This window comes from Phenylobacterium sp. (assembly GCF_046291545.1).
Classification (GTDB): domain Bacteria; phylum Pseudomonadota; class Alphaproteobacteria; order Caulobacterales; family Caulobacteraceae; genus Phenylobacterium.
This window is the reverse complement of record NZ_JBKBSM010000002.1, coordinates 174,950-198,452: the sequence shown is the minus strand read 5'-3', so window position 1 is coordinate 198,452 and position 23,503 is coordinate 174,950. Positions and strand designations below refer to the sequence as shown.

28 protein-coding genes, 1 tRNA gene and 1 riboswitch are annotated in these 23,503 nt (G+C 71.7%); of the genes, 11 read left to right on the top strand and 18 right to left on the bottom strand.

Going from position 1 to position 23,503, the window contains the following annotated elements:
• Positions 1-3: 3 nt before the first annotated feature.
• Positions 4-306, bottom strand: coding sequence for a MoaD/ThiS family protein (locus ACK4YQ_RS07470; protein WP_409609904.1), 303 nt, complete (start codon positions 304-306; stop codon positions 4-6).
• A 550-nt stretch (positions 307-856) separates the two neighbouring features.
• Between ACK4YQ_RS07470 and ACK4YQ_RS07465 the strand changes: the two genes are divergently transcribed.
• From ACK4YQ_RS07465 to ACK4YQ_RS07455, 3 genes are all read left to right on the top strand, one after another.
• Entirely contained in the window at positions 857-1,546 is a 690-nt protein-coding gene (locus tag ACK4YQ_RS07465) for a TetR/AcrR family transcriptional regulator (protein WP_409609902.1), read from the top strand.
• Positions 1,547-1,655: 109 nt separating this feature from the next.
• Positions 1,656-1,760, top strand: a riboswitch (SAM-I-IV-variant riboswitch).
• Positions 1,761-1,801: 41 nt separating this feature from the next.
• Entirely contained in the window at positions 1,802-2,758 is a 957-nt protein-coding gene (gene metA, locus ACK4YQ_RS07460) for a homoserine O-succinyltransferase (RefSeq protein WP_409609900.1), read from the top strand.
• Positions 2,759-2,815: 57 nt separating this feature from the next.
• The gene (locus tag ACK4YQ_RS07455; RefSeq protein WP_409609898.1) at positions 2,816-3,973 is read left to right on the top strand and encodes a glutathione S-transferase N-terminal domain-containing protein; all 1,158 of its coding nucleotides are present in this window, start codon (positions 2,816-2,818) and stop codon (positions 3,971-3,973) included.
• A 4-nt stretch (positions 3,974-3,977) separates the two neighbouring features.
• On the opposite strand, the gene ACK4YQ_RS07450 is transcribed toward ACK4YQ_RS07455, so the two are convergent.
• Both ACK4YQ_RS07450 and ACK4YQ_RS07445 read right to left on the bottom strand, forming a co-directional pair.
• Positions 3,978-4,997 (bottom strand): DUF2804 domain-containing protein, encoded by a 1,020-nt coding sequence (locus ACK4YQ_RS07450; protein WP_409609896.1) that lies wholly within the window; start codon positions 4,995-4,997, stop codon positions 3,978-3,980.
• A gap of 103 nt (positions 4,998-5,100) precedes the next feature.
• Positions 5,101-5,176: transfer RNA gene (locus ACK4YQ_RS07445), tRNA-Ile, on the bottom strand.
• Positions 5,177-5,320: 144 nt separating this feature from the next.
• Between ACK4YQ_RS07445 and ACK4YQ_RS07440 the strand changes: the two genes are divergently transcribed.
• Entirely contained in the window at positions 5,321-6,055 is a 735-nt protein-coding gene (locus ACK4YQ_RS07440) for an SIMPL domain-containing protein (protein ID WP_409609894.1), read from the top strand.
• Positions 6,056-6,110: 55 nt separating this feature from the next.
• Here ACK4YQ_RS07440 and ACK4YQ_RS07435 read toward each other — a convergent pair whose 3' ends face one another.
• Entirely contained in the window at positions 6,111-6,602 is a 492-nt protein-coding gene (locus ACK4YQ_RS07435; protein WP_409609892.1) for a hypothetical protein, read from the bottom strand.
• A 166-nt stretch (positions 6,603-6,768) separates the two neighbouring features.
• On the opposite strand from ACK4YQ_RS07435, the gene ACK4YQ_RS07430 reads away from it, so the two are divergent.
• Positions 6,769-8,019 carry a serine hydrolase domain-containing protein gene (locus tag ACK4YQ_RS07430; protein WP_409609890.1) on the top strand — a complete coding sequence of 417 codons (1,251 nt, stop codon included), beginning with the start codon at positions 6,769-6,771 and terminating at the stop codon, positions 8,017-8,019.
• Between the two features lies 1 nt (position 8,020).
• Here ACK4YQ_RS07430 and ACK4YQ_RS07425 read toward each other — a convergent pair whose 3' ends face one another.
• Positions 8,021-8,392 carry a hypothetical protein gene (locus ACK4YQ_RS07425; RefSeq protein WP_409609888.1) on the bottom strand — a complete coding sequence of 124 codons (372 nt, stop codon included), beginning with the start codon at positions 8,390-8,392 and terminating at the stop codon, positions 8,021-8,023.
• 88 nt (positions 8,393-8,480) lie between these two features.
• Between ACK4YQ_RS07425 and ACK4YQ_RS07420 the strand changes: the two genes are divergently transcribed.
• Together ACK4YQ_RS07420 and ACK4YQ_RS07415 are read left to right on the top strand one after the other, a co-directional pair.
• The gene (locus tag ACK4YQ_RS07420) at positions 8,481-8,714 is read left to right on the top strand and encodes a flagellar basal body rod C-terminal domain-containing protein (protein WP_409609886.1); all 234 of its coding nucleotides are present in this window, start codon (positions 8,481-8,483) and stop codon (positions 8,712-8,714) included.
• Positions 8,715-8,776: 62 nt separating this feature from the next.
• Positions 8,777-9,397: a TIGR02466 family protein gene (locus ACK4YQ_RS07415; RefSeq protein ID WP_409609884.1), complete on the top strand. Its 621-nt coding sequence runs from the start codon at positions 8,777-8,779 to the stop codon at positions 9,395-9,397.
• Here ACK4YQ_RS07415 and ACK4YQ_RS07410 read toward each other — a convergent pair.
• From ACK4YQ_RS07410 to ACK4YQ_RS07380, 7 genes are all read right to left on the bottom strand, one after another.
• Positions 9,394-9,600 carry a DUF2905 family protein gene (locus ACK4YQ_RS07410; protein WP_409609882.1) on the bottom strand — a complete coding sequence of 69 codons (207 nt, stop codon included), beginning with the start codon at positions 9,598-9,600 and terminating at the stop codon, positions 9,394-9,396. The genes ACK4YQ_RS07415 and ACK4YQ_RS07410 overlap by 4 nt on opposite strands.
• Positions 9,601-9,693: 93 nt before the next feature.
• Positions 9,694-11,622 (bottom strand): RNA polymerase sigma factor RpoD, encoded by a 1,929-nt coding sequence (gene rpoD / locus ACK4YQ_RS07405; protein WP_409609880.1) that lies wholly within the window; start codon positions 11,620-11,622, stop codon positions 9,694-9,696.
• A gap of 83 nt (positions 11,623-11,705) precedes the next feature.
• Positions 11,706-13,607 carry a DNA primase gene (dnaG, locus tag ACK4YQ_RS07400; RefSeq protein ID WP_409609878.1) on the bottom strand — a complete coding sequence of 634 codons (1,902 nt, stop codon included), beginning with the start codon at positions 13,605-13,607 and terminating at the stop codon, positions 11,706-11,708.
• Between the two features lie 106 nt (positions 13,608-13,713).
• Positions 13,714-14,580, bottom strand: a complete 867-nt coding sequence (sigJ, locus tag ACK4YQ_RS07395) for an RNA polymerase sigma factor SigJ (protein ID WP_409609876.1) — start codon at positions 14,578-14,580, stop codon at positions 13,714-13,716.
• Positions 14,581-14,590: 10 nt separating this feature from the next.
• Positions 14,591-15,145: a hypothetical protein gene (locus ACK4YQ_RS07390; RefSeq protein ID WP_409609874.1), complete on the bottom strand. Its 555-nt coding sequence runs from the start codon at positions 15,143-15,145 to the stop codon at positions 14,591-14,593.
• Positions 15,138-15,533, bottom strand: coding sequence for a hypothetical protein (locus tag ACK4YQ_RS07385; protein WP_409609872.1), 396 nt, complete (start codon positions 15,531-15,533; stop codon positions 15,138-15,140). The genes ACK4YQ_RS07390 and ACK4YQ_RS07385 overlap by 8 nt, the downstream gene beginning before the upstream one ends.
• A 74-nt stretch (positions 15,534-15,607) precedes the next feature.
• Entirely contained in the window at positions 15,608-16,303 is a 696-nt protein-coding gene (locus tag ACK4YQ_RS07380; protein ID WP_409609870.1) for an HAD family hydrolase, read from the bottom strand.
• Positions 16,304-16,489: 186 nt separating this feature from the next.
• Here ACK4YQ_RS07380 and ACK4YQ_RS07375 point away from each other — a divergent pair, with 186 nt between their 5' ends.
• Entirely contained in the window at positions 16,490-18,106 is a 1,617-nt protein-coding gene (locus ACK4YQ_RS07375) for an ATP-binding protein (protein WP_409609868.1), read from the top strand.
• Positions 18,107-18,122: 16 nt separating this feature from the next.
• Here ACK4YQ_RS07375 and ACK4YQ_RS07370 read toward each other — a convergent pair whose 3' ends face one another.
• Both ACK4YQ_RS07370 and ACK4YQ_RS07365 read right to left on the bottom strand, forming a co-directional pair.
• Entirely contained in the window at positions 18,123-18,368 is a 246-nt protein-coding gene (locus tag ACK4YQ_RS07370) for a DUF1272 domain-containing protein (RefSeq protein ID WP_409609867.1), read from the bottom strand.
• An 84-nt stretch (positions 18,369-18,452) separates the two neighbouring features.
• Entirely contained in the window at positions 18,453-18,893 is a 441-nt protein-coding gene (locus ACK4YQ_RS07365) for a DUF1330 domain-containing protein (protein ID WP_409609865.1), read from the bottom strand.
• Positions 18,894-19,063: 170 nt separating this feature from the next.
• On the opposite strand from ACK4YQ_RS07365, the gene carA reads away from it, so the two are divergent.
• A complete protein-coding gene (gene carA, locus ACK4YQ_RS07360) occupies positions 19,064-20,230 on the top strand; it encodes a glutamine-hydrolyzing carbamoyl-phosphate synthase small subunit (protein WP_409609863.1) in 1,167 nt (388 codons plus the stop codon).
• A gap of 96 nt (positions 20,231-20,326) precedes the next feature.
• Complete coding sequence (locus ACK4YQ_RS07355; protein ID WP_409609861.1) at positions 20,327-20,689, top strand: hypothetical protein; 363 nt, start codon at positions 20,327-20,329, stop codon at positions 20,687-20,689.
• 42 nt (positions 20,690-20,731) lie between these two features.
• On the opposite strand, the gene ACK4YQ_RS07350 is transcribed toward ACK4YQ_RS07355, so the two are convergent.
• The 4 genes from ACK4YQ_RS07350 to ACK4YQ_RS07335 all read right to left on the bottom strand — a co-directional run bounded on the left by ACK4YQ_RS07350 (position 20,732) and on the right by ACK4YQ_RS07335 (position 22,851).
• Entirely contained in the window at positions 20,732-21,460 is a 729-nt protein-coding gene (locus ACK4YQ_RS07350) for an anti-sigma factor domain-containing protein (protein WP_409609859.1), read from the bottom strand.
• Positions 21,457-22,008 carry a sigma-70 family RNA polymerase sigma factor gene (locus ACK4YQ_RS07345; protein ID WP_409609857.1) on the bottom strand — a complete coding sequence of 184 codons (552 nt, stop codon included), beginning with the start codon at positions 22,006-22,008 and terminating at the stop codon, positions 21,457-21,459. Before ACK4YQ_RS07345 ends, ACK4YQ_RS07350 begins: the two co-directional genes overlap by 4 nt.
• A 98-nt stretch (positions 22,009-22,106) precedes the next feature.
• Positions 22,107-22,517 carry a cupin domain-containing protein gene (locus tag ACK4YQ_RS07340; protein ID WP_409609855.1) on the bottom strand — a complete coding sequence of 137 codons (411 nt, stop codon included), beginning with the start codon at positions 22,515-22,517 and terminating at the stop codon, positions 22,107-22,109.
• A 106-nt stretch (positions 22,518-22,623) separates the two neighbouring features.
• Positions 22,624-22,851, bottom strand: coding sequence for a hypothetical protein (locus ACK4YQ_RS07335; RefSeq protein ID WP_409609853.1), 228 nt, complete (start codon positions 22,849-22,851; stop codon positions 22,624-22,626).
• Between the two features lie 291 nt (positions 22,852-23,142).
• Between ACK4YQ_RS07335 and ACK4YQ_RS07330 the strand changes: the two genes are divergently transcribed.
• Positions 23,143-23,349, top strand: a complete 207-nt coding sequence (locus tag ACK4YQ_RS07330) for a cold-shock protein (protein ID WP_409609851.1) — start codon at positions 23,143-23,145, stop codon at positions 23,347-23,349.
• Positions 23,350-23,503: the final 154 nt, after the last annotated feature.

Here is a 23,503-nt window from a genome sequence, read left to right as displayed (position 1 = left end):
GGCTCAGCCGCCGGAAAACATTGAAAAGAAAGCGATCTCCTGGCCGGGCCGCGTCCAGGTGTCGTCCCCGGCCAGCGCCTGGTCCACCGCCGCGCGCACGTCCGCCCGCGAAAGGGCCGCCCTGGCGTCCTCGCTCAGCGCGCCCAGGCGCGCACGCACCTCGGCCAGGCTGCAGCCGGCCGCCGGCAGGGCGATCTCCACCCGCCGGCCCAGGACGTCGGCCACCCGCCCGAAGAACAGCACGCAGGCGCTCGCCTCCGGCGAGGCTGCGGGCATGAGGGGCGTCGAAGGCTCGAAGGTTCGCATGGGGCGCTCCGCGTTCCCCCGTGCCTAACCCGCCGCTCCCGCGGGACGATTGCCGAAGGTCAAGCGGCGCCCCTGCGCGCATCACGCGCCCGCGCGACCCGAGGTCGCACGCCCGGCCCGATTGATGTGCGCCGTCCCGCCGCTTGAGCCATTTCGCCGCCTGCGGCCCTGCCTGAGCGGTTTCCTTCGCCGCACCCGCCGCCGCACCAATGGCCGCAAGGAGCGATCATGCGGCGTAATGGCTTAGAGCGGCCCGCCCCACGGCCGAAGCGGCGGCGGCCATCCTGCGCGGCGCCCCGGCTTGCCGTGCGTCAAGCCGCCCGTTGGCGCCCCTCAAGGCGCGTCCGCCGGTCTCGATCTAGCCTCTGCGAGAAGGGAGAGTTGCGATGAACCCCGAAGCCCGCCTATTGGCCCGCGAATTCGCCCGCCGCCAGCCCGACGGAGCCGACATCTTCCGCCTGCCCAGGCCCCCGGCCCAGCGGCCCGGCCTCCTCGCCCGCCTGCGGCCGCCTCCGGTACAGGCCCCGGCGCCGCCGCGGCGGGCCGGCTGATGGCGACGGCCGCCGCCGCCCAGGGCGGGTCCGCCGCCTGCCCCGGCCGGGCGCGCTCGCGCGTCTGCGAAACGCCCAAGTCCCGCGCCACCCGCGAGCGCATCCTGCAGGCGGCCCTCACGATCGTCGTCGAGGAGGGCTACCACGCCGCCCACAACGCCCGCGTCGCCGAGGCGGCCGGCGTCGCCCGCGGCGTCATCAACTACCATTTTCGCGATCATGCGGACTTCACCCGCGCCCTGGTCGCCCTCGTCGAGCAGCGTAAGGCCGCGAGCCTGGCCGCTCTCGCCGGGCGGCTGCGCCAGTCGCCCCGGGAGTCGCCCCGGGCCCACGTGGACGCGGCGATCGACGGCTACTGGGAGCTGCTGCACCAGCCGGCCTTCGTCGCCTTCGCCGAGCTCGAGCACACCGCACGCACCGACGCCGGCCTGCGCCGGGTGCTGGCCGAGCCCCGCCGGGCCTTCGACCACGGTGTGTCGGCCAGCGGCGCCCTCGAGCCCGCCGGCCCCGCCGCGGCCCCGGACCGCCAGGCCCTCTACGACCTCGTCCGCTTCCTGCTCGAGGGCCTCGCTCGCGGCGCCCTCACCTACGATCAGCAGACCCGACAGGCGCGCCTGCTCGGCCTCCTGAAGAAGGCGGTCAAGGCCCTCGACGCCGGCCAGCCCCCTGCGCCGCTCTGGATGGACTGACGCGAGCGCCCGCCGCCAGCCGCCTCGCGGACCGCCCCTCCCCCGCCGTCCGCGCGCCGCGACGAGGCGCGCCAGGCCTTGCGGCCGCCACGCGCATCTTCTAGTGCTGGCCCTGCATCCAGAGTCGGGCCTTGCCCGACGCCAACCTGCTTCCCGAGCAAGGTGGCGCTCCCGCTGGGAGGATGTGGCCGAGGCGGCAACGAAACGGGTGATCCGAGCTCCGTCCCGCGCCGATTTGAGACGAGGGGTTTAGCCATGCCGATCAAGATTCCGGACACCCTGCCCGCACGGACCACCCTGGAGGCCGAGGGCGTGGTCGTCATGCGCGAGACCGACGCCGCCCGCCAGGACATCCGCCCCCTGCACATCGGCCTGCTCAATCTGATGCCCGACAAGCCGAAGACCGAGACCCAGTTCGCCCGGCTGCTGGGCGCCACGCCCCTGCAGGTCGAGCTCTCTCTGGTGCAGCTCGCCAGCCACACGCCGCGCAACACGCCCGCCGAGCACATGTCGGCCTTCTACCGCTCCTGGGACGAGGTCGCCGACAAGCGCTTCGACGGCTTCATCATCACCGGCGCCCCGGTGGAGACCCTGCCCTTCGACCAGGTCTCCTACTGGGACGAGCTGCGGCGCATCTTCGACTGGACCCAGCGCCACGTGCACAGTTGCCTGACGATCTGCTGGGGCGCGCAGGCGGCGCTCTGGCACTTCCACGGGGTGGACAAGCACGTGCTGCCGGCCAAGCGCTCGGGCGTCTACGCCCATCAGGTGCTGGAGCCGACCTCCCCCTACCTTCGCGGGTTTTCCGACGAGGTCGACATCCCGGTGTCCCGCTGGACCGAGGTGCGCCACGAGGACCTGCCTCCGGCCGGACTCAAGGTGCTGCTGGCCTCCGACGAAGCCGGCCCCTGCCTGGTGGAGGACGCCGCACGGCGGTCGCTGCACATGTTCAACCACCTGGAGTACGACGCCGCCACCCTCGCCGAGGAGTTCGCGCGCGACCAGGCGAGGGATCCGGCCACGCCCGCGCCAGCCTACTACTTCCCGGGCGGCGACCCGCAGCTCGCGCCGAAGAACCGCTGGCGCAGCCATGCCCACCTGTTCTTCGGCAACTGGATCAACGAGATCTACCAGACCACCCCGTTCGAGCGGGCCGCCATCGGCGATGGCGGAGCGCCGGGCCGGCTGGAGCTGAAGCCCGCCATGGACTAACACCACCGCAGGAAACAGCCACGGGCGCCCGGCGCGGGCGCGGGGGAGCTCTTGCGCATGGACGAGGGAACGGTCGGCGGCTCCGGACGCGCCTCGCCCGCACCTGCGCCCGCCGCCGCGGCGCATCCGCAGGTCGCGGAGGACCGCCCGCGCCATCGCCTGCACGGCCTGACGCTCTCGTACTTCACGGGCAAGCTCGAGGCCTACATGCGCGCCAAGGGCCTGGCCTACGACTTCGTCGAGATGGACATGGCCGACTTCCGCGCCTGCGCCCGGGCCACCGGGGTCGCCCAGATGCCGCAGCTCCAGGCCCCGTCCGGCGAATGGCTCACCGACACCACCGCCATCATCGCCCGCTTCGAGGCTGGCGGCGCGGGCCCGGCCCTGAAACCCGCCGCGCCGCTCGACGCCTTCTTCAGCCAGTTCCTGGAGGACTATTTCGACGAGTGGCTGTGGCGTCCCGCCCTCTACTACCGCTGGCGCTTCGAGGAGGACGCGCGGCTGATGAGCGCGCAGATCGCCCGCACCATGCTGCGCGACCTGCCCGGGCCCTTCTGGATGAAGCGGCTCTCCATCCTCTTGCGGCAGCGGCGCGTGTTCCTGCACGAGGACGGCGTGACCGCCGCCAACGGGCCGGCCGTGGAGGCGCTGTTCCACGCCACCCTCGATGCGCTCGAGCCGATCTTCGCGGCGCGCCCCTACCTGTTCGGACAGCGTCCCTGCGAAGCCGACTTCGGCCTGTTCGGCTCGATGTTCCGCCATTTCTCGCACGACCCGACGCCCCAGGACCTGATGCGCCGGCGCGCGCCCCACACCCTGGCCTGGGTGGCGCGGCTGTGGGCGGCGAGCCCCCAGGCGATCGAGGCCGCGCCGCCCCTGGCGGGCGCGCCCGCCGACCTCGACCCCTTCCTCGCGGAGGCCAACGACGGCTATCTGCCGTATCTCGCCGCCAACGCCGCGGCCTGGCGCGCCGGCGCCTCCAGCGTGCGGGCCGAGGCGAAGGGCGGCGTCTTCATCACCCGGCCCTCGCCCTACCACGTCCGGTGCCTCGACGACCTGAAGCGCGCCTTTGCGGCCCTGGCCGCGGCCGACCGCGCCGCCGCGGCCGCGCGCATCGGCCCGTCCGCCGGCCTGCTGGCCGAGCCCCTGGACGAGGTCGCCGCGATCCCCGCCGCCGGCCGCCCGCGGCCCACCGACCGCGCCTGGCGCCGCTAGGGGCCTACCAGCGGTTCTCCACTTCCTCCGCAAAGCCCAGCAGGTCGCGCACGGCCAGCCTTTGGCCGTCGTCCAGCACGACCTCGCCGTTGAAGCGGCCGAACACCTGATGCTGGATCGAGCGGATGACGCCCAGATCGGTCGCCGACGCCCGGTCGACGATCGGCGTGAAGGTCATCTCGAAGCGCCCGTCCCCGCTGGTGAATCGCCAGGGGCCGCCGTCGTGCGCGCCCTGCGGCAGGTGGAAGGTCACCTCGCCGAGCTTGTGGGCGATCCCATCCAGGAACACCATGTTCTCGCTGGCCGCCGAGGTGTCGCCGAAGCCGTGGCCGATGTTGAAGCCGAACCGCCGGCCCTCGTGCAGGCCCGAGGCCGAGCCCCAGTACCAGGTGTTGTCGTAGGTCCAGACCCCGCGGCCCCAGTCGAGCACGGCGAAGGCGCTGTCCGGCGAGAACCGGTGCGCCTGGCCGCCCACCACCGCCTCGCCCTCGGCCCGCAGGCAGTTGATCTTCTGGTTGTAGTAGAAGGCGCGCGGCGCCCCGGCGAAGGGCGTGGCGATGACCATGCGGTCCCGCGGCGGGTCGCTCAGCGCGATCTCGCCCTTCAGGCCCCGCCCGCCGTCGAACCCGGGAGCCTCGAAGGCCAGGCGCCGCCCTCCGGCCACATGCCGCACCTCGATGGAGATCCCGCCGAAGGCGGCCTTGAGGTCGCCGGCGTCGGCGCTCGCCGGCAGTCCCATGCGGCCCATGGGAAAGGGCTTCATCGCCGCGCCGTCGCGCGCGGTGCGGGCTGCAAAGTCCATCCAGGCCACGCCAAGGAAGCCCATGTAGCCGTTGTCGGCCACGGTCAGGGCCAGGGCGAACTCCGGGGCGGTGACGCAGTAGTAATCCCACTCCTTCAGCCGCCACTTCGGCGCCTTCACCGCCGCGCGGCTGTAGCGCTTCACCTCGGCCGTCGCCCACCCGGGCTCGGCCAGCCGCCCCCGCGAATCGTGCAAGGGCCCCTCGCTCATCCGGTGCTGCATGACGTCCTCCCCGAACCGGCGTCGCCGCCCCGTCGCCCCCGGACGCCCGGCCGATCGGCCCGCGCCCTCCGGCCCGGCCTTCCGACACCCCGAGCCAAAGCGCTGGTGGGCCCGGCAGGACTCGAACCTGCAACCAGACCGTTATGAGCGGTCGGCTCTAACCATTGAGCTACAGGCCCCCGCAGCGCCCATCGCCGTTACCATGGGCTGCACGCCGCTTAAAGGCTAGGTTCAGGTTGGACGCGCCAGGGTCGACCGGCGTCACGGTTTCGCCGCAGGCGCGCAGCTAAAGACCACCTCCCTGCACAGCTTTGGAGATCGACATGACTAGCCTCGTCCGAGCCGGCGCCTTCGCCCTGCTGCTGGCCACGGCCGCCGTTCCCGCCGCCTACGCCCAGACCGAGGCGCCCGCGGCCGAGTCGATGTTCCGCGCCACCACCTTGAACCTCGCCGCCTATGGCGAGACCCGCGTCGCCCCGGACATGGCCACCATCACGCTGGGCGTGCAGGTCGAGGCGCCGAGCGCCCAGGAAGCCATGCAGCAGAACGCCCGGCGGATGACCCAGGTGATCGCCGCCCTGAAGAAGGCCGGGATCGCCGAGCGCGACATCCAGACCTCGAACCTCAACCTCAGCCCGCAGTACGTCTACGAGCAGAACACGCCGCCGCGCCTGTCCGGCTATCAGGCCTCCAACCAGGTGACGATCCGGGTCACCGACCTGGCCCGCCTGGGCCAGGCGGTGGACGCCACGGTCAACGCCGGCGCCAACCAGATCCATGGGATCAGCTTCGGCCTGAAGGACCCCACCGCCGCCGAGAACGCCGCCCGCGAAGCGGCGGTCAAGGCTCTGGCGGCCAAGGCCGACCTCTACGCCCGCGCCACCGGCCACCGCATCCAGCGGCTGGTCTCGCTCAGCGAAGGCGGCGGCTATTCGGCGCCCCCGCCGATGCCGGTGATGGCCATGGCGCGGATGGACAAGGCCGAATCCACCCCCGTTTCCGGCGGCGAGCTGACCGTGCGCGTCGACGTGAACGGCCTCTACGAACTGGCGCGATAGCGCCCTCGCGGACCTCGCCGGGCCGGGCTCCCGATTCGGCGAGGCCTTCGCGCGCCTAGCGCGCCGGCTGCACGCCGGCCTCGACGAAGGCGCGCTCGATCCGGTCGGCCATCACCCGGCCGGGGAGCGCCTTGTCGCCTTCCATCACCGCGGCGTAGACGAGGTCGCGGCCCGGCACCCGCCCGGCCGCCCAGCCGACGCTGCGCGAGCGGTCGGCCACCGTGGGGCAGCTCACCGCGATCTCCGGTCCGCCCTTGGCCACGGCCTCCAGCATGTCGTCGGCGCTCACCGCCGAGCCGCCCTCGCAGGTGGGCAGTTGGCGGCCGCAGGCGACGTGGGTGTTGTAGCGGTAGACCACCTCTCCGGACCCGGCCTTGCCGATCAGGACGCAGGTGTTGGGGTCGCCGATCCGCTGGGAGATCGCATTGTCCAGCACCTGCTTGTCCACCCCCTCCGGCGCGCCGGGCGAACAGGCGCCAAGGCTCGCGGCGAGGGCGGCGGCGAGGCCCGCACGGCGGGCGGCGGCGGGAAAGACGGGCGTCCACATGGTCCAGGCGGCTCCTTGGGCGGGTATAGGGGTGAACGCGCGAACCGACAATCGCGCCCGGTCGGCAGCCAACCGCTCCGGCGCCTTGACGGGCGCCGTTCGGCCCGACCGTAATAGGCCTCAATGCGGCCAGGGAGCGCCGCGGCGTCATAGCGGGAGCGACGGCATGGACGGCGATTTGGGCTTGGGCGGACTGTCGGGCGAAGCCCTGGCTCAGATTCCGGCGGCGCTGCAGCCGGTGGTGGACACCGGGGACCTGTCCGGCTTTGTCACCCTGATCTGGCGCAAGGGCGAGGTCGCCCAGGTCAACACCCTCGGCTGGCGCGACGTGGGGGCCAAGGTCCCGATGACCCGCGACACCCTGTTCCGCATCGCCTCCATGACCAAGCCGGTCACCTCCATCGCGGCCCTGATGCTGATGGAGGAAGGCAAGCTTCGCCTGGACGACCCGATCACCCGCTGGATGCCCGAGTTCTCCGGCATGAAGGTGCTGGCCTCGCCCACCGGGCCGATCACCGAGGTCACGCCGGCCCCGCGCGACATCACGGTCGAAGACCTGATGACCCACCGCTCGGGCCTGGCCTACGGCTTCACCTCCATCGGGCCGATCGCCCACGCCCACGAAAAGGTCCTGGGCTCGCCGCTGGTCAACGCCCTGGCCCCCGACGAATGGCTGGAGCGCCTGGCCTCCCTGCCCCTGTCCTTCGCCCCCGGCGAGCGCTTCCATTACAGCCACGCCACCGACGTCCTCGGCTTCCTGATCGCGCGCATCGAGGGCAAGACCCTGGGCGAGGTTCTGAAGGCCCGCGTCTTCGATCCCCTCGGCATGGAGGACACCTTCTTCTGGGTCCCGCCGGAGAAGCGCGGGCGCCTGGCCCGCCTCTACCGGATCGACCCCAGGACCGACGCCCTGCAGGACGTCTCCTTCCCGCTCACCGACGCCCCGGCGGCGTTCGAGGGCGGCGGCGGCGGCCTCGTCTCCACCGCCGACGACTATCTGAAGTTCGCCCGCATGATGCTCGGCCGCGGCGAGGTCGACGGCGTGCGCCTGGTCCGCCCCGAGACCGTCGACCTGATGACCGCCAACCGCCTCACCGAGGCCCAGCGGCAGATCCCCTTCATGGGCATCCCCTTCTGGATGGGCCAGGGCTTCGGCCTCGGCGTCTCGGTGATCACCGACCCGGAGAAGCAGGCCTGGATGGGCGCAGGTTCGCAAGGCGCGTTCGGCTGGCCCGGCGCCTTCGGCACCTGGTGGCAGGCCGACCCCGCCGAGGACATGGTGATGATCTACCTGATCCAGAACGCCATGGACCTCAGCCCGGAGGCGGCCAGTCAGCTCGCCACCGGCCAGCGGCTGGGCGGGCGCGCCGCCCTGCCGGTGTTCCAGAAGCTGACCTACGCGGCCCTGGGCAAGTAGGTCAGGGCCCGCGAGGCGCCACGCACATCGGCCGGCCCTCGTAGAGGTCGCCGATCAGCGTGCCGTCCTCGGCCGCCGTGCGCCGCGCCCGTTCGAACGCGCGGCTCTCGGCCGGCGGAGTCTGGCCCGGACCGCAGACCGGGGCCTTCACCCGCCGCCCCTCCGGGCACAGGCAGAAGTCCTCGCGCACGTCGAGCCGGTCGCCGGGCACTTTGCACACCGCCGGCAGGCTGCGGCCGGACACGTCCAGGCAGACGATGGTCTCCCGCGGGGGGTTCTGGGTCAGCGGCGCCTGCGCCTGGACCGGCGCCGCCGCGGCGCCCGCCAGAAGGACCAGGGCGGCCCACATCGCCGGGTCATGCCGTCTTTTCATGGTCAATATCCCTTCACCACGCTTGCTGGCGATAGATTAACCCCTCGGCGGCAAATAGCGCTTGTGGGAGGGCCAAGAAATGGACCCGTTGAGCGCCGCCAGATACGGCATGTTGACTGCAGCCCGGCGATTTGACGCCTCGGCTGAACGCGTGGCCCGCTCGGGCGATCCCGAGGCGGGGAAGGACGTCGACCTGGCGGACGAGGTGGTCCAGCAGGTCGAGGCCAAGCACCAGTTCGCCGCTTCGGCCCAGCTGATCTCGGCGGCCGACGACATGTGGCGCGCCCTCATCAGCGCCCAGGAACAGACCCAGCGCCGCTGACCGACCGCATTGGCCGGCCGTCAGGCTTTGACAAGCGCCGCGGCGCCCGCTAGCGCGCGGCCATGAGCCTGCGCCCCCTCTTCGTCACCCGTCTCTACGAGGACAGCCTCGCCGGCGAGCGGGGCTTTTCCGGCTTCAACGCCGAGCTGGAGGAGGCCTGCCTGATGCTGGCGGCCGAGGACCGCGCCGGCCAGGTCTGGTGCCGGCGCGAAGGCTACGGCGGCTACACCTCCTACGCCTCCCTCGACGACCTGCCCACGCGGGCCAGCGTCTTCGGCCGGCTGAAGACGAAGCTCGACCGCCACGCCGCGCGCTTCGCCGAGGCCCTGGCCTTCGACCTCGGCGGCGCACGCCTTCGCCTGGACAGCCTGTGGGTCAACGTCCTCAAGCCGGGCGCGGCGCACACCAGCCACATCCACCCGCACAGCGTGATCTCCGGCACGGTCTATGTGCGCACCCCGCCCGGCGCCAGCGCGCTGAAGCTGGAGGACCCGCGGCTGGCGATGATGATGGCCGCCCCGCCGCGGCGCGCCGACGCGCCGGAGGACGCCCGCAGCTTCGTCTATGTGCAGCCCGAGGCCGGCACGGTCCTGATGTGGGAAAGCTGGCTGCGCCACGAGGTGGTGGTCAACCGCGCCAAGGCGGACCGCATCAGCGTCAGCTTCAACTACGGCTGGCGCTAGCGCTGGCCGCGCCCGTGCAGCCACAGCCCCAGGCTCAGGGCGACGCTGACGATCAGGCTGGCGACGAGGGGGAAGTAGAACGCCGCGTCGGGCTGGCGCATCAGCATCTCGGCGGGCTGGCGGGCCAGCTCGAACTGGACCAGGCGGGGCCAGACAAGGCCCGCGGCGACGAGCGCCGCGGCAAGGAACAGGAGACGGGACATGCTTCTTGAAAGCGAAAACCCCGCCGAAGGTTCCGGCGGGGTCTGAAACGCGATGTCGAGAGGGGACCCCCCTGCCGGGGAACGCTCGGCGCCTTAGCTGTCCAGGAAGCTGCGCAGCTTGCGCGAACGGCTCGGGTGCTTGAGCTTGCGCAGGGCCTTGGCCTCGATCTGGCGGATCCGCTCGCGGGTCACGCTGAACTGCTGGCCGACCTCCTCCAGGGTGTGGTCGGTGTTCATGCCGATGCCGAAGCGCATCCGCAGCACCCGCTCCTCGCGGGGGGTGAGCGAGGCGAGCACCCGCGTCGTGGTCTCGCGCAGGTTCGACTGGATCGCCGCATCGATCGGCAGGACCGCGTTCTTGTCCTCGATGAAGTCGCCCAGGTGGCTGTCTTCCTCGTCGCCGATCGGCGTCTCCAGGCTGATCGGCTCCTTGGCGATCTTCAGCACCTTGCGCACCTTTTCCAGGGGCATGGCCAGCTTCTCGGCCAGTTCCTCCGGGGTCGGCTCGCGGCCGATCTCGTGCAGCATCTGGCGGCTGGTGCGCACGATCTTGTTGATCGTCTCGATCATGTGCACCGGGATGCGGATGGTCCGCGCCTGGTCGGCGATCGAGCGGGTGATCGCCTGACGGATCCACCAGGTGGCGTAGGTCGAGAACTTGTAGCCGCGGCGGTACTCGAACTTGTCCACCGCCTTCATCAGGCCGATGTTGCCTTCCTGAATGAGATCAAGGAATTGCAGGCCGCGGTTCGTGTACTTCTTGGCGATCGAGATCACCAGGCGAAGGTTGGCCTCGACCATTTCCTTCTTGGCCTGGCGCGCTTCGCGCTCGCCCTTCTGCACGGTCTGGACGATGCGGCGGTAGTCGTCGATCGGCACGCCGGTCTCGGTGGCCAGGGCGGCGATCTCGTTGCGGATCTCGGCGATCTGGCCGGCGTCGTTCTCGGCGAACTTGGTCCAGCGCACGCCGAGCTGCTTGACCGTCTCGGGCCAGTTCGGGTCCAGTTCGGAGCCGAAGTAGGCCTTCAGGAACTCGCCGCGGCTGATGCCGTAGCTGTCGGCCAGGCGCAGCAGGCGGCCTTCCAGCCCCATCAGCCGCTTGTTGATCGCATAGAGCTGCTCGACCAGCGCCTCGATGCGGTTGTTGTTCAGCTTCAGCGTCTTCAGGTGCTGGACGATGGCGCTGGTGGTGGTCTCGTAGGCGCGGCGGTCCTCCTCGCCCAGGTCCTCGCCCTTCAGGCGGCGGCCCACCAGCTTTTCCTGCAGCTGGCGGAAGGCGTCGAACTCGGCGGCGATGGCGTCCAGGGTGGCCATCACCCCTTCGCGCAGTTCGCCTTCCATGGCGCTGATGGTCGGGCCGGCGCCGTCGTCGAAGTCGTCGTCGTCCTCGCCCTCGGCCTTGGCCGAAGCTTCGCCCTCCTCGGGCTCCTCGGCCTCCTCCTCGTCGCCGCTCGGCATCTCGGCGGCGGCGGACTGGCCGCCATAGGTCTGTTCGAGGTCGATCACCTCGCGCAGCAGGATGCGGCCGTTGCCCAGCTCCTCGCGCCAGACCATGATGGCCTCGAACGTCAGGGCGCTTTCGCACAGGCCGCGGATCATGGTGTCGCGGCCGGCCTCGATGCGCTTGGCGATGGCGATTTCGCCCTCGCGCGACAGCAGCTCCACCGAGCCCATCTCGCGCAGGTACATTCGCACCGGGTCGTCCGTGCGGTCGTAGGCCGGGGTCGAGGTGGTCTCGACCACCGCCGTCTCCTCGCGGACCGCCACCTCGCCGCCCTCGGCGTCCTCTTCCGCCTCGACGACGTTGACGCCCATCTCGGACAGCATGGCCAAGGTGTCCTCGATGGCCTCGGAGGTGACTTCCTCGCTCGGCAGCACCTTGTTCAGCTCGTCCATGGTGACGTAGCCGCGGGCCTTGGCCTGTTTGATGAACTTCTTGACCGCGGCGTCCGTCAGGTCGAGCAGCGGACCATCGCCGCCGGTCGTCTCGGTGGTTTCCGCTTCGGCCGTATTGGTGCTCATCTAAATCTCCGAACTCGGCGCGCGGCCCCTGCACAGGCGCCGCCCCGAATAGTAGATGGTGGCGGAATCGTCGGAGCCGTCTGTTACGACTCGTCGTCCGTCCAAATCGTTCCCGTTCTGATCGCTCGCTTCAGTGCGTCGCGCTCGCCCTTCAGTCGCTCGAAGGCTTCCATATCCTCCCGTCCGCGAAGGTCTGCCTTCGCGGCGGCCAAAGCCTCATCGAGCGCCGCCAGTCTGGACAGACCGGCGAAGGCGCGCGACCACTGGGATCTCGCCGCTTCGAGGGAGACATCATCCTTGAGGTAGGGCGCGCCCGATGACGCAGCGGCCCGATCGATGTCTTTCAACAGCGCGCTAAATCCGCAAGAGGCCAGATGGCGTGCGACTCGTTCGCTGTCAAGATGCTCCGTTTCCAGCCGAAGTCCGATAATTTCCTGGATCAGGGGCGCCAGCGCCGGCTCGCCGAAACCCTTGGCGGACAAGGCGTCCTCCAGATGGTCGTCCAGCAGGGCCGGATCGCGCACCGCCAGCCAGGCCAGAGCCGCGGGCAGGCGCTCCAGCGCCCGGGCCAGTCCCTCCGCGGCCGCCTTGGCCATTGGCGTGGGCGAGGGGTCCACCCAGGCGGACCGCTCGCCGCGCCAGCGCCGCGACGAAACGCCGCTGCCGCCGTAGCGTCCCCCTTCCCCCGCGCCGCCGACGCGCGCGGGCGCGAACTGGGCGTCGAAGCGGGCCAGCAGGTCGTCGCGATAGGCCTGCTGCAGGTCCTTGTCGCCGATCACCCCTGCCGCGTGGCGCAGCCGCCCCTTCAGCCCGGCCCGCCGCTCGGGGGTGTCCAGCGGCTCCAGGTCGCGCTCGCGCACGAACAGCGCTTCCACGAACGGGGTGGTCTGGGCGAGCTGGGCCTTCAGCGCGCCGGCCCCCTGCTCGCGCAGCACCTCGTCCGGGTCCTTGCCGCCTTCGACGATGGCGAACTTGAAGCTCCTGCCCGGCTTCAAGAGCGGCAGCGCCCGGTCGATGGCCCGGCTGGCGGCCTGGCGTCCGGCGCGGTCGCCGTCGAAGCACAGGGTCGGCTCCCCGTGCAGCCGCCACAGGAGCTCCATCTGGTCTTCGGTCAGGGCGGTGCCGAGCGGGGCCACCGCGGCGATCCCCGCCCGCTGGCAGGCGATCGCGTCCATGTAGCCTTCCACCACCACCAGCGGCGGCGTCTCCCCCGCCGGCGCCGCCCCCAGGATCTTGCGCGCCTCGGGCAGGCCGTAGAGCACGTGACCCTTGTGGAAGAGACCGGTCTCCGGCCCGTTCAGGTACTTGGCCCGCGCCTGCGGGTCCATCGCCCGGCCGCCGAACGAGACCACCCGTCCCCGAGCGTCGGTGATCGGAAAGATGATCCGGTCGCGAAAGCGGTCATAGGGCGCCCCGCCGTCCTCCGGCGCGATCAGCAGCCCCGCCTCGACCAGCTCGCCCGGCCGCGCGCCCTTGGCCACCAGATAGTCCTTCAGCGCCGTGCGCCCCGCCGGCGCAAAGCCCAGGCGAAACCGCCCCCAGTCCGCCTCCGGCAAGCCCCGGCGCTCCAGATAGGCCCGCGCCTCGCGTCCCACGGGCCGGCGCAGCTCGGCCTCGAACCACTGGGCTGCGGTCTCCAGCCAGTCGGCCAGGCCCTGGCGCACCTTCTCCTGTTCGGCCGCCCGCGGGTCCACCGCCGGCAGCGGCACCCCCGCCTCCGCCGCCAGCCGCTCCACGGCCTCCACGAAGGTCAGCCGCTCGGTCTCCTGCAGGAAGGTGATCAGGTCCCCGGTCTTGCCCGACGAGAAGTCGAAGAACTGGCCCTTGTCGTCGTTCACGTAGAACGAGGGGGTCTTCTCCTTGGTGAAGGGCGACAGCCCCACGAACTCGCGCCCCTGCCGGCGCAGCTTCACCGTCCGCCCGATTACGTCGGAGGGGCGAAGGCGAGACTTGATCTCGTCGAGGAAGCGTTCGTCGAAGCGCACGGCTGGTCCAATATCACACCACAGCCGCGCCTCACGAGCCGCGCTTGATGGTCCGCACCCGCCGGGAGGGACTGTCGCTCAGCGACCGGGCGCAACGCGGGGGGCCTCAGCCCAAGAGGCCGCGCAGCTTGTCCGGGTTGCGCATCAGGTAGATCCCCGCCAGGCGCCCGTCCTCGGTCGGCTCGAAGGCGATGGTCATCGGCCCGTCGGGGGCCTCGACGATCAGGCCCGGATAGCCGTTGATCCGCACCGCGCGGTAGGTGTCCGGCCAGACCTCGGGGCTGCGCCAGGCCAGGCCCTTCAGCAGGGCCAGGATGTCGTCGCGGCCGACCAGCGGACGCAGCGAGGCCTTCCGCTTGCCGCCGCCGTCCGTGACCATCACCGCGTCCTCCGCCAGGAGCCCGCGCAGCGCCTCCACGTCGTTCCGGGCGGCCGCGTCCATGAACGCCGCAGCGAGCTTGGCGGCCGCCTCCTGGCTCACGGCGAAGCGCGGCCGCGCTTCGGCTACGTGCGCCCGGGCCCGGGCCGCGAGCTGGCGCACGGCCGGCTCGGTGCGCCCCAGCGTCGCGGCCACCGCCTCGTAGTCCTCGTCGAACACGTCGTGCAGCAGGAACACCGCCCGCTCCAGGGGCGACAGCCGCTCCAGCGCCAGCAGGAAGGCCACCGACACGTCCTCGGCCCGCTCCACCGGATCGACGCTGAGCTCCTCGATCAGCGGCTCGGGCAGCCATGGGCCGCGGTAGGCCTCGCGCTGGGTCTTGGCCGCCCGCAGCCGGTCCAGGCACAGCCGGCTCGTGGTGCGCACTAGCCAGGCGGTGGGGTCGGCCACGTCCGCCCCGCCGCGTCTCCAGCGCAGCCAGGCGTCCTGCACCGCATCCTCGGCCTCGGCCAGCGAGCCCAGCATCCGGTAGGCCAGCCGCATCAGCCGCGGCCTGGCGGCCTCGAAGGGCTCCACGTCGGGCCTCGCCTCCACCTTCGCCTCCTCAAGCGGCCTGCCGCGGGCGCGGCGCCAGCGGGGCGGCCGCCCCGTCCACCGTCACCCGCGAGCAGGTCTTGCCGTAGCCCAGAGCGTACTTCAGCGTCGGATACATCCGCGCGGTGGTGATCGAAAGCGCGATGGCGCACAGGCCCCGCTCGCCCCAGCGGCGGGCGACCGCCTCGCGCAGCGGGTCGGCCGCCTCCAGGTCCCGGGCCAGGCTCGCCCGGGCGAAGCGCCAGGCGAGCGCGGCGTCCGCGCCCATGGCCCCCTCGTCTCCCGCCAGGATCGCCCGCAGCACCTCGGCCCTCACCCCGGCGGCGGCGGCCATGTCCACGCCGATCTGCACGCAGGGGCCGCAGTCCTCCGCCAGGGTCGCGGCGATCCCCGCCGCCGCCAGCGCCTCCGCCGGCGCCGCCCCGCGGTCCACCATGCTCGCGCCGATGCCGAACTTCAGCGCGCTCAGCGGCGCGGACTCGACCAGGAACCGCTGATAACTGGCGTCGTAGTTCCACGTCTTTTCAAAGGCTTGAACTTTGTTCCTCAGGAAGGTTCTAAGCATGGTGCAAGCTCCGCTTGGGTCGGGCGGCCACGGCGATCGCACAGGCGATCATGGCTGGCAGGAAGACGCCGGGAAGGTCGCGGATCAGGTCGGCCAGGGGGCTCGCCGAGCAGCTGGCGTCGAACAGGTGCACGCCGGCGTGCAGCGTCAGGAACCCCGCCCCCGCCGCCAGCGCCGCCCAGCCCTGCGCCGGCCGCCAGGCGAACCAGAGAAGGCCGGCGGCGACCACCAGATAGGCTGCGCCGATGTCCCGCACGAAGTGGGGGTTGTAGGCGCCCGTCGCCGGCACGCCGGGCACGGCCCCGTACCACCAGAACGGCGCTGCGATCTGCACCAGCGCATTGGCCCCGAGCAGCGCGCCCAGCGCCGCGGCCGTCCATCGAAGCATGTCCGCCTCCCGATCCATCGCCCCAAGGACGGACCGGGCACGCGGTCTGTGACATCCGGCGCGCGCGGCGCGCCCTACCCCACCTCTTCCAGCCAGGCCGGCAGGTCGCGGATGCTCGCCAGCTCGGCGAAGCGGGGGTGGCCCTGCGGCGCGTCGGCCATCTCGTGCGCCCAGGTCAGCGGATAGGGCACGTGGGCGGCCCAGGCGCCCGCCTCCAGCGCCGGCAGCACGTCCGAGCGCAGGGAGTTGCCGCACATCGCCGCTTGCGCCGCGCCGGTGCCGTGGCGGGCGAACACCCGCTCATAGGTCGAGGCGTCCTTCTCGCTGACGATCTCCACCGCCGCGAACAGGTCGCCCAGACCCGAGGCCGCCAGCTTCTGCTCCTGGTGCAGCAGGTCGCCCTTGGTGATCAGCACCAGCCGGTAGCGCTGCGACAGGGCCGCCAGGGCGTCGTCCACCCCCGGCAGCGGCTCCACCGGCTCGCTCAGCATCTCGCGGCCGGCGGCCAGGATCTCGCGCACCACCCGCGGCGGCGCCTCCCCGCCGGTCAGCTCCATGGCGGTCTCGATCATCGACAGGGTGAACCCCTTCACCCCGTAGCCGTAGAGCCGCAGGTTGCGCTTCTCCACCTCCGCCAGACGCGCCTCCAGGGTCTGCGGGTCGGCGACGTCGGCCATCAGCGCGCAGAACCGCTCGTGGGTCAGGCGGAACAGGGTTTCGTTGTGCCAGAGGGTGTCGTCGGCGTCCAAGCCGACCGTGGTGATGATCATGGGCGGCCTCTTACCCCTGGCGGGCGAGTCCGCCAAATTCGGCGCCGCCGCGACAGGCGCCGTCCCGCCGTCCGCCGCACATTTTTTCGGCGCGGCCACAATTCAACCCCACGTTCATCATGCTGACGCCAGCCTCCTTGTCCAATCGGCCAACATCTTGGGGCGCGAGTCGGGGAGTAGAGCTTGATGGCCGGCAAGTGGCTGCGCGCCTTGGGGGGCAAGGCGGCGCGGAATCTCGGTCGATGGCTGGGCGGGCCGGCGCTGGCCCGGGCCGAGGCCGAGGCGCGCCTGGCGCGCGATCGCCTGCGCGCGGCGCTGGACGCCCTGCCCGAGGGCGTCGTCTTCCTCGACGCCGACGGTCGCTACGTCCTGTGGAACAAGCGCTATGCGGAGATCTACCACCGCTCGGCCGACCTGTTCTCCACCGACGCCCGCCTCGCCGACACCCTGACCATCGGCGTCGCCCGCGGCGACTATCCGGAGGCCCAGGGACGCGAGGCCGAATGGCTCGCCGAGCGCCTGGAACAGCTGCGCAACCCCACCGGCGAGCGGCACGAGCAGCGCCTGGCCGACGGCCGCTGGCTGATGGTGGAGGAGCGCCGCACCGACGACGGCGGGGTGATCGGCCTGCGCGTCGACATCACCGAGATGAAGCGCCAGGCCCAGGCCCTGGAGGACGCCCTGCGCCGGGCCGAAGCCGCCGGCCGCGCCCGCAGCGAGTTCCTGGCCAACATCAGCCACGAGCTGCTCACCCCCCTGAACGGCATCAGCGGAATGGCCCAGGTGCTCGGCCAGACCCCGCTCAGCAACGCCCAGGGGGAGATGCTGAACACCATCTGCGCCCAGGCCCATGCGCTGGAATCCCTGATCCGCGACGTGCTGGACTACAACAGCCTGGAGGCCGGCAAGGTCGCCCTGGCGCCGGCCTGGTTCTCCGTGCCGGACCTCATGGCCCAGGCGGGCGCGGCCTTCCGGCCCTCCGCCGAGGCCAAGGGCGTGGAGCTCCTCGTCGAGGTCGCCCCCTCGGCCCAGGTCGAGGCCTTCGGCGACGCCCGGCGCCTGCGCCAGCTCCTCGACCATCTGCTCGGCAACGCCGTCAAGTACACCGCCGAGGGCCGCGTGACCCTGTCGGTCATGGCCCAGCCGGCGGGCGAGGCCCTGCTGTTCGGATTCGAGGTCCGCGACACCGGTGCGGGCTTCGACGACGCGGACCTGGAGCGCCTGTTCGGCCAGTTCGAGCGAGCCGACGCCTCCACCACCCGCGAGCACGGCGGGGCGGGCCTGGGCCTGGCCATCTGCCGGCGCCTGGCCGACCTGATCGGCGGCGCGATCACCGCCCGCAGCCGCCCGGGCTCCGGCGCCTCCTTCACCGTCACCGCCCCCATGGCCGCGCGACTCCTGCAGACCGCCCCGGCGGCCGAGGCGACCCGGGCGCTGCGGGTGCTGCTGGCCGACGACAACGCCACCAACCGCCGGGTGCTCGAGATGTTCCTCTCGGCCGCCGCCGCCGACGTGGTCAGCGTCGAGAACGGCCTGGAGGCCGTTCAGGCCGCCGAGCGGCGCAGTTTCGACGTGGTGCTGATGGACCTGCACATGCCGGTGATGGACGGCCTGTCCGCCATCCGCGCAATCCGGCGCACCGAGCTGCGGGCGACGGCGCACACGCCGATCATCGTCATCAGCGCCAACGCCAGTCCGGAGGACCGCGACGCCAGCGCCGAGGCCGGCGCCGACCGCCATATCGCCAAGCCCGTCCGCGCGGAAGAGCTGTTCGGCGCCATCGCCGAGGTGCTGGAAGCCTAGCGAGCGCCCGCGCCGGTCAGCCGGCGCAGGCCGCGTGCGCCTTGCTCACCCGGTCGCTTTGCGGCGGAAACCGACCGAGCAGCGCCGCCGGCCGCACCGGGCGGCGCACCAGCTCCCCGCCGCAGTTGGGACAGGCGCCGCCGAAGCGGGTCTCGGCGCAGTCGGCGCAGAAGGTGCACTCGAAGCTGCAGATCCGCGCCGCGTCGGATCCGGGCGGCAGGTCCGCGTCGCAGCATTCGCAGTTGGGGCGCAGGGACAGCATGGCGATCTCCAGTCTTGGCCGGGGCCGAGGATGCCTCACCTTCGCTGCGGCCGAAATGACGTACATCCCTCGTTTTGCGCCACCCTATTCGCCGAACCCCTCCCCCGGGGTCAGCGGCGACAGGCGCAGGAGCCGCGAATCCGCCACCCCAGCGGTGCGGTGCTTGACCAGTTCCCGGTACTCCGGGTCGCGCACCATCTCCATGAAGGCCGCCGCGTTCGGGTATTCGGCGATGAACGCCAGGTCCCACGCCTCGGCCGCCGGGCCCGTCACCATCACCTGCGGCTTTCCGGCCCACACCTGCCGCCCGCCCACCCGGGCGAAGATGTGCGCCGTGGTCCGGCCATAGGCGCGATAGGCGTCAAGGCCGCTCAGCCCCTTGCCGTGGTCGGGGTGGTCGGCCGGGTATTCGGCCATCGGCTTCACCTTCACCAGGTTCAGCATCTGGATCGGCTCGTCGCGGGGCAGCGACTTGAACACCTCCCAGGCTTCGCGGTCCGGATCGATGTAGCCGGCGTCGGCCATGGCGCGTCTCCTCGTTCTTGGGCGGCGAAAGCTAGCGGCTCGGAGCGGCGCGGTCAGCCCGCATTGACCCGGCCGTTGCGACTCATTACCTACGCGGCCGTTTATCCGGCGGGCGGGGTTCACCTCGGCCCGCCTTTTTGCGACCATCCACCGATCACGGAGACGCCCACATGAGCGAACTGTTGCCTGGCGTCACGGGCGTGCTGGCCCTCGCCGACGGAACGATCCTGCAGGGCGTGGGCGTCGGCGCCGTGGGCGAAGCCGTGGGCGAGGTCTGCTTCAACACCGCCATGACCGGCTACCAGGAGATCCTGACGGACCCCTCCTACATGGCCCAGATCGTCGCCTTCACCTTTCCCCACGTGGGCAACGTCGGCACCAACCTCGAGGACATCGAGCAGATCTCCGGCTCGGCCGAGACCGCCGCCCGCGGCGCCATCTTCCGCGACGTGCCCACCGCGCCCGCCAACTGGCGCGCCGATTCCGACCTCGACGGCTGGATGAAGCGCCGCGGCGTCGTCGGCCTGGCCGGGGTGGACACCCGCGCCCTCACCCGCCGCATCCGCGAGCACGGGATGCCGCACGGCGTCATCGCCCATGATCCCCAGGGCCGGTTCGACCTGGAGGCCCTGGTGGCCCGGGCGCGCGAGTGGTCCGGCATCGTCGGCCTGGACCTGGCCAAGGACGCCTCCTGCCTGCAGCCCTTCGTCTACCCTGAAGGGCTCTGGGCCTGGCCCGAGGGCTACGCCAAGCCCGAGGAGCCCAAGTACGACGTCGTGGTCATCGACTACGGGGTGAAGCGCAACATCCTGCGCGCCCTCACCTCGGTCGGGGCCCGCGCCACCGTCGTGCCCGCCACCACCACCGCCGAGGAGATCCTGGCCCGCAAGCCCGACGGGGTGATGCTGTCCAACGGCCCCGGCGACCCGGCCGCGACCGGCGAGTACGCCGTGCCCGAGATCCGCAAGCTGGTCGACAGCGGCGTGCCGGTGTTCGGCATCTGCCTGGGCCACCAGATGATGGCCCTGGCCCTGGGCGCAAGGACCGTGAAGATGGACCAGGGCCACCACGGCGCGAACCATCCGGTCAAGGACCTGACCACCGGCAAGGTCGAGATCGTCTCGATGAACCACGGGTTCACCGTGGACCGCGACAGCCTGCCCGAGACGCTGGAGGAGACCCACGTCTCCCTGTTCGACGGCACCAACGCCGGCGTGGCGCTCAAGGGAAGGCCCGTCTTCTCCGTGCAGCACCACCCGGAGGCCTCGCCCGGCCCGACGGATTCGCTCTACCTCTTCCAGCGCTTCGCCACCCTGATGGACGCGGCCAAGGGCTGAGGGCCAGGGCCGCCGGGCCACGCCCGGCGCATGACCCAGATCAATGCCGCTCCTGCGGCGCGGCCGCCTCCTGTCGCGCCAGCAGGAGAGACCGGCGTGAGCGCGTCCAGAACCATCGCCCGGATTCTCGGCCCCTCCGCCGTCGCCGTGGCGGCGACCGAGTGGATGAACATGGACATCTTCGCGGCCCAGACCGCGCCGGTCGTCTACCTGAACGGCACGCTGCTCTTCGTCGGCGGCCTCGCCATCGTCCAGGCGCACAACCGCTGGGCCTGGGGCTGGCCGCTGCTGGTGACCCTCGCCGGCTGGGCCCTCGCGGTCGCCGGCCTGGCGCGCATGATCGCGCCGGGGGCCGCCCAGGTCGAAGCAGGATTCCTCGCAGACCTCGTCTTCGCCGTCCTGTTCGCCGCGGGGCTCTGGCTGTCCTACGAGGGCTACGGCCGGCGCGGCGGCGGCTAGGCCGTCCCCGTGGGTCCGGAGCCCGAGGCCCGGCCCGCCGCCTCAGATCTTCGACAGTTCGCCCTGGGCCGCGACCGGTCCGGTGGGCCCGTTGGGATCGGGCGAGCCGCCCGGCGCCTCCACCGAGACCGCCAGTTCCGCCCCCTCGTCCACCAGCGTCGCCATGTCGCCCGGCATCGGCAGCGCCTTGGAGGTCCCCGGCTCCACCATGCCCAGGGAGCGCGGCTTGCCGTCCTCGGGGATCAGCCAGAGCTGGTGAACGTGCAGCGGGTCGGTCCCCGGCGGCACCAGCGAGGTGATGATCAGCGCCTTGCGGTCGGGATCGTAGGCCGCCACGAACAGCGGCTGACCGCCCTGGGTCGCCAGGTTGGCGTTCAGCAGCGCGCCATGGGCCGAGGCCGGCGCCTCGATCACCTGCGGCGGCTGCGTCGCCATCACCATCACCCCGGCCAGGCTCGCCGCGGCCAGGGCGAAGGCGCCCGCCGCCGCCCCGCGCCACATCGACAGCCGCCGGCGCAGGTCCTCGAAGTTGTCGTTGGCCGCCAGCAGCCGCTCGATCCGCGCCCAGAGCCCGTCGGGCGCGGGGACCGGGGCGATCTCGGCGAACAGGCCGGAAAGGCGCTCGCGCCAGGCCGCGACCTCGGCGGCGAAGCCGGGATCGCGGGCCATCCGCGCCTCCGCCTCACCCCGCTCGCGCGCGTTCAGCACGCCCAGCGCGTGCTCGGCGGCCAGCATGTCCTCTTCGGGGATTTCGGGTCCGGTGTCGCTCATCGCTCCAGGCACCCCCGAAGCTTGATCAGCCCGCGGCGGATCCAGCTCTTCACCGTCCCCAGCGGCGTCGACAGCCGCGCGGCCAGGGCCTCGTAGGTCACGCCCTCGAAGAAGGCGGTGCGGATCACCTGGGCCGTGCGCGCGTCCAGCTCGTCCATGCAGCGGCCCAGGGCGCCGGCGTCGTCGGCCGCCTCCAGCAGGGCGTCGGCCGGCACGCTGTCGTCGGCGATCTCCAGGTCGTCCACCGGCTCGGCCCGGGCCATCGGCCCCCGGGCGCGCAGGCGGTCGATCGCCCGGTTGCGGGCGATGGTGGAGATCCACGTCATCACGCTCGCCCGTCCCGCCTCGAAGCGGTCGGCGCGGCGCCAGATCGTCAGATAGACCTCCTGCAAGACGTCCTCGCTCTCGTCCCTGTCGGACAGGATACGTAGGCAGACGCCAAATAGCTTCGCGGAGGTGGCCTCATAAAGCCGGCGCAGGGCCGCCCGATCGCCGGCGGCGATCTGCGGCATCAGGCGGGCGAGCTCGTCGGGGGTGGCGGCGGTCACGGCTCTCGGGAGCGAGGAAAGCTGAACAATTGCAGCAAGCTGCCCTGAACCGGGCCTCCGCGGCAAGGCGAAAGGCGACGGCGGGCCCGGCGCGCGCGTCAGGGTTGCGCGATCGCCCCTTCGGCCGCGTCGCCCTCGATCAGCAGGATGTCCGCCGGCAGGCCGTCCAGGGCCGTGGCGATGTGAAGCTGGCCTTCGGTCTCCACGGCCATCTCGCCGGGGCTGATCTCCTGATCGACGCCGGTCACCAGGTTGGAGACGCGCACGCGGCCGGAAACCACATAGATGTAGCGAAGGGTCGGCTGCACGTGTTCGGGCAGGCTTTCGCCCGCCGGGATCGTCGTCTGCGACACCGCCATCCGCACCTTGCCGCTCACCGGCAGCACGCCGGCCAGCGGCTCGCCCGAGCGGGACTGCGCCAGGCTGGCGACGGCGGGCGCCTGGGCGCTGGCCAGGGCCATCGTCGGAATCGCCGCGGCGGCCAGGACGACAATCGTTAATTTTCTCATAATGAGCCTCCCTCCCCAGCCCCTAGCACGACCCTTGCCAGGTGTCGCGTCCCGCGCTGCGTGTTTTGGGGAGAATCCCGGGGGCGGCTCGCCCGGGGGGGCGCCGTCAGGCGCGCTGGGCCCGCCGCGCCTTGCCCGAGGCCGAGCGCTTGGCGGCGGCCTGGGCCAGTCGCCGTTCGCGACGTTCGGCCGCCGCGCTCTCCAGCGCCGGAAGCAGCTCGGCGGCCTGCGCCTGCTGGCGCTCCGAGCCGGTCTCCTGCAGCCGCCGCGCATTGGCCAGCATGTTGTCGACGCCCTCGTCGGTCATGTCGGGGATCTTCTCGATCAGGGTCATCGGGCGCGGGCTCCTCTACGCTGGCGGCGCAAGATTTCGCGCCGCTTCACCATCTGAATAAGATGCCCCTGCGTCCTTATAGTTGCACCGGCCCGGCGAAATTTCTTTGCGGCTTGCGCGCTCGGCGAAAATAAACGACCATGAGGCCCATCGAACTCGTTATGGTTCGGCTGACTACCTCGCTTGATCACTTGAGCGCCGGGCCTGCCCTCCGTTCTATCTCGAACTTTGATCGGCCGCGCGACCCCAGGTCGGCGCGGGAATACACAATTGCAGAAAGAACGATCCTCAATGTCCACCGGCACCGTAAAGTGGTTCAACGGAACCAAGGGCTATGGCTTCATCCAACCCGACGAGGGCGGCGCCGACGTCTTCGTGCACATCTCGGCCGTCGAGCGCGCGGGCCTGGCCACGCTGAACGAAGGCCAGAAGGTGTCCTACGAGCTGGAGCGCGACAAGCGCAGCGGCAAGACCTCGGCGGGCCAACTCCAGGTCTGAGCCTGTAGGTTGGGGCGGTCCTCGCCGCCCCCTTCCGAACCGCGACGGGCCGGCGCTTGCGCCGGCCCGTTTTCGTGTGCGCGGCGCCTGGCGACACGGCGGCCTTGCGCGCGCCCGACTCCGTCTCTAAACGGGCGCCTTAACCTGCAATCTG

Bases quoted from the DNA above. Each gene is read 5' to 3' on its own strand.
- ACK4YQ_RS07470 (WP_409609904.1), bottom strand. From the start codon at position 306: ATGCGAACCTTCGAGCCTTCGACGCCCCTCATGCCCGCAGCCTCGCCG.
- ACK4YQ_RS07465 (WP_409609902.1), top strand. From the start codon at position 857: ATGGCGACGGCCGCCGCCGCCCAGGGCGGGTCCGCCGCCTGCCCCGGC.
- metA (WP_409609900.1), top strand. From the start codon at position 1,802: ATGCCGATCAAGATTCCGGACACCCTGCCCGCACGGACCACCCTGGAG.
- ACK4YQ_RS07455 (WP_409609898.1), top strand. From the start codon at position 2,816: ATGGACGAGGGAACGGTCGGCGGCTCCGGACGCGCCTCGCCCGCACCT.
- ACK4YQ_RS07450 (WP_409609896.1), bottom strand. From the start codon at position 4,997: ATGCAGCACCGGATGAGCGAGGGGCCCTTGCACGATTCGCGGGGGCGG.
- ACK4YQ_RS07440 (WP_409609894.1), top strand. From the start codon at position 5,321: ATGACTAGCCTCGTCCGAGCCGGCGCCTTCGCCCTGCTGCTGGCCACG.
- ACK4YQ_RS07435 (WP_409609892.1), bottom strand. From the start codon at position 6,602: ATGTGGACGCCCGTCTTTCCCGCCGCCGCCCGCCGTGCGGGCCTCGCC.
- ACK4YQ_RS07430 (WP_409609890.1), top strand. From the start codon at position 6,769: ATGGACGGCGATTTGGGCTTGGGCGGACTGTCGGGCGAAGCCCTGGCT.
- ACK4YQ_RS07425 (WP_409609888.1), bottom strand. From the start codon at position 8,392: ATGAAAAGACGGCATGACCCGGCGATGTGGGCCGCCCTGGTCCTTCTG.
- ACK4YQ_RS07415 (WP_409609884.1), top strand. From the start codon at position 8,777: ATGAGCCTGCGCCCCCTCTTCGTCACCCGTCTCTACGAGGACAGCCTC.
- ACK4YQ_RS07410 (WP_409609882.1), bottom strand. From the start codon at position 9,600: ATGTCCCGTCTCCTGTTCCTTGCCGCGGCGCTCGTCGCCGCGGGCCTT.
- rpoD (WP_409609880.1), bottom strand. From the start codon at position 11,622: ATGAGCACCAATACGGCCGAAGCGGAAACCACCGAGACGACCGGCGGC.
- ACK4YQ_RS07390 (WP_409609874.1), bottom strand. From the start codon at position 15,145: ATGCTTAGAACCTTCCTGAGGAACAAAGTTCAAGCCTTTGAAAAGACG.
- ACK4YQ_RS07385 (WP_409609872.1), bottom strand. From the start codon at position 15,533: ATGCTTCGATGGACGGCCGCGGCGCTGGGCGCGCTGCTCGGGGCCAAT.
- ACK4YQ_RS07380 (WP_409609870.1), bottom strand. From the start codon at position 16,303: ATGATCATCACCACGGTCGGCTTGGACGCCGACGACACCCTCTGGCAC.
- ACK4YQ_RS07375 (WP_409609868.1), top strand. From the start codon at position 16,490: ATGGCCGGCAAGTGGCTGCGCGCCTTGGGGGGCAAGGCGGCGCGGAAT.
- ACK4YQ_RS07370 (WP_409609867.1), bottom strand. From the start codon at position 18,368: ATGCTGTCCCTGCGCCCCAACTGCGAATGCTGCGACGCGGACCTGCCG.
- ACK4YQ_RS07365 (WP_409609865.1), bottom strand. From the start codon at position 18,893: ATGGCCGACGCCGGCTACATCGATCCGGACCGCGAAGCCTGGGAGGTG.
- carA (WP_409609863.1), top strand. From the start codon at position 19,064: ATGAGCGAACTGTTGCCTGGCGTCACGGGCGTGCTGGCCCTCGCCGAC.
- ACK4YQ_RS07350 (WP_409609859.1), bottom strand. From the start codon at position 21,460: ATGAGCGACACCGGACCCGAAATCCCCGAAGAGGACATGCTGGCCGCC.
- ACK4YQ_RS07340 (WP_409609855.1), bottom strand. From the start codon at position 22,517: ATGAGAAAATTAACGATTGTCGTCCTGGCCGCCGCGGCGATTCCGACG.
- ACK4YQ_RS07335 (WP_409609853.1), bottom strand. From the start codon at position 22,851: ATGACCCTGATCGAGAAGATCCCCGACATGACCGACGAGGGCGTCGAC.
- ACK4YQ_RS07330 (WP_409609851.1), top strand. From the start codon at position 23,143: ATGTCCACCGGCACCGTAAAGTGGTTCAACGGAACCAAGGGCTATGGC.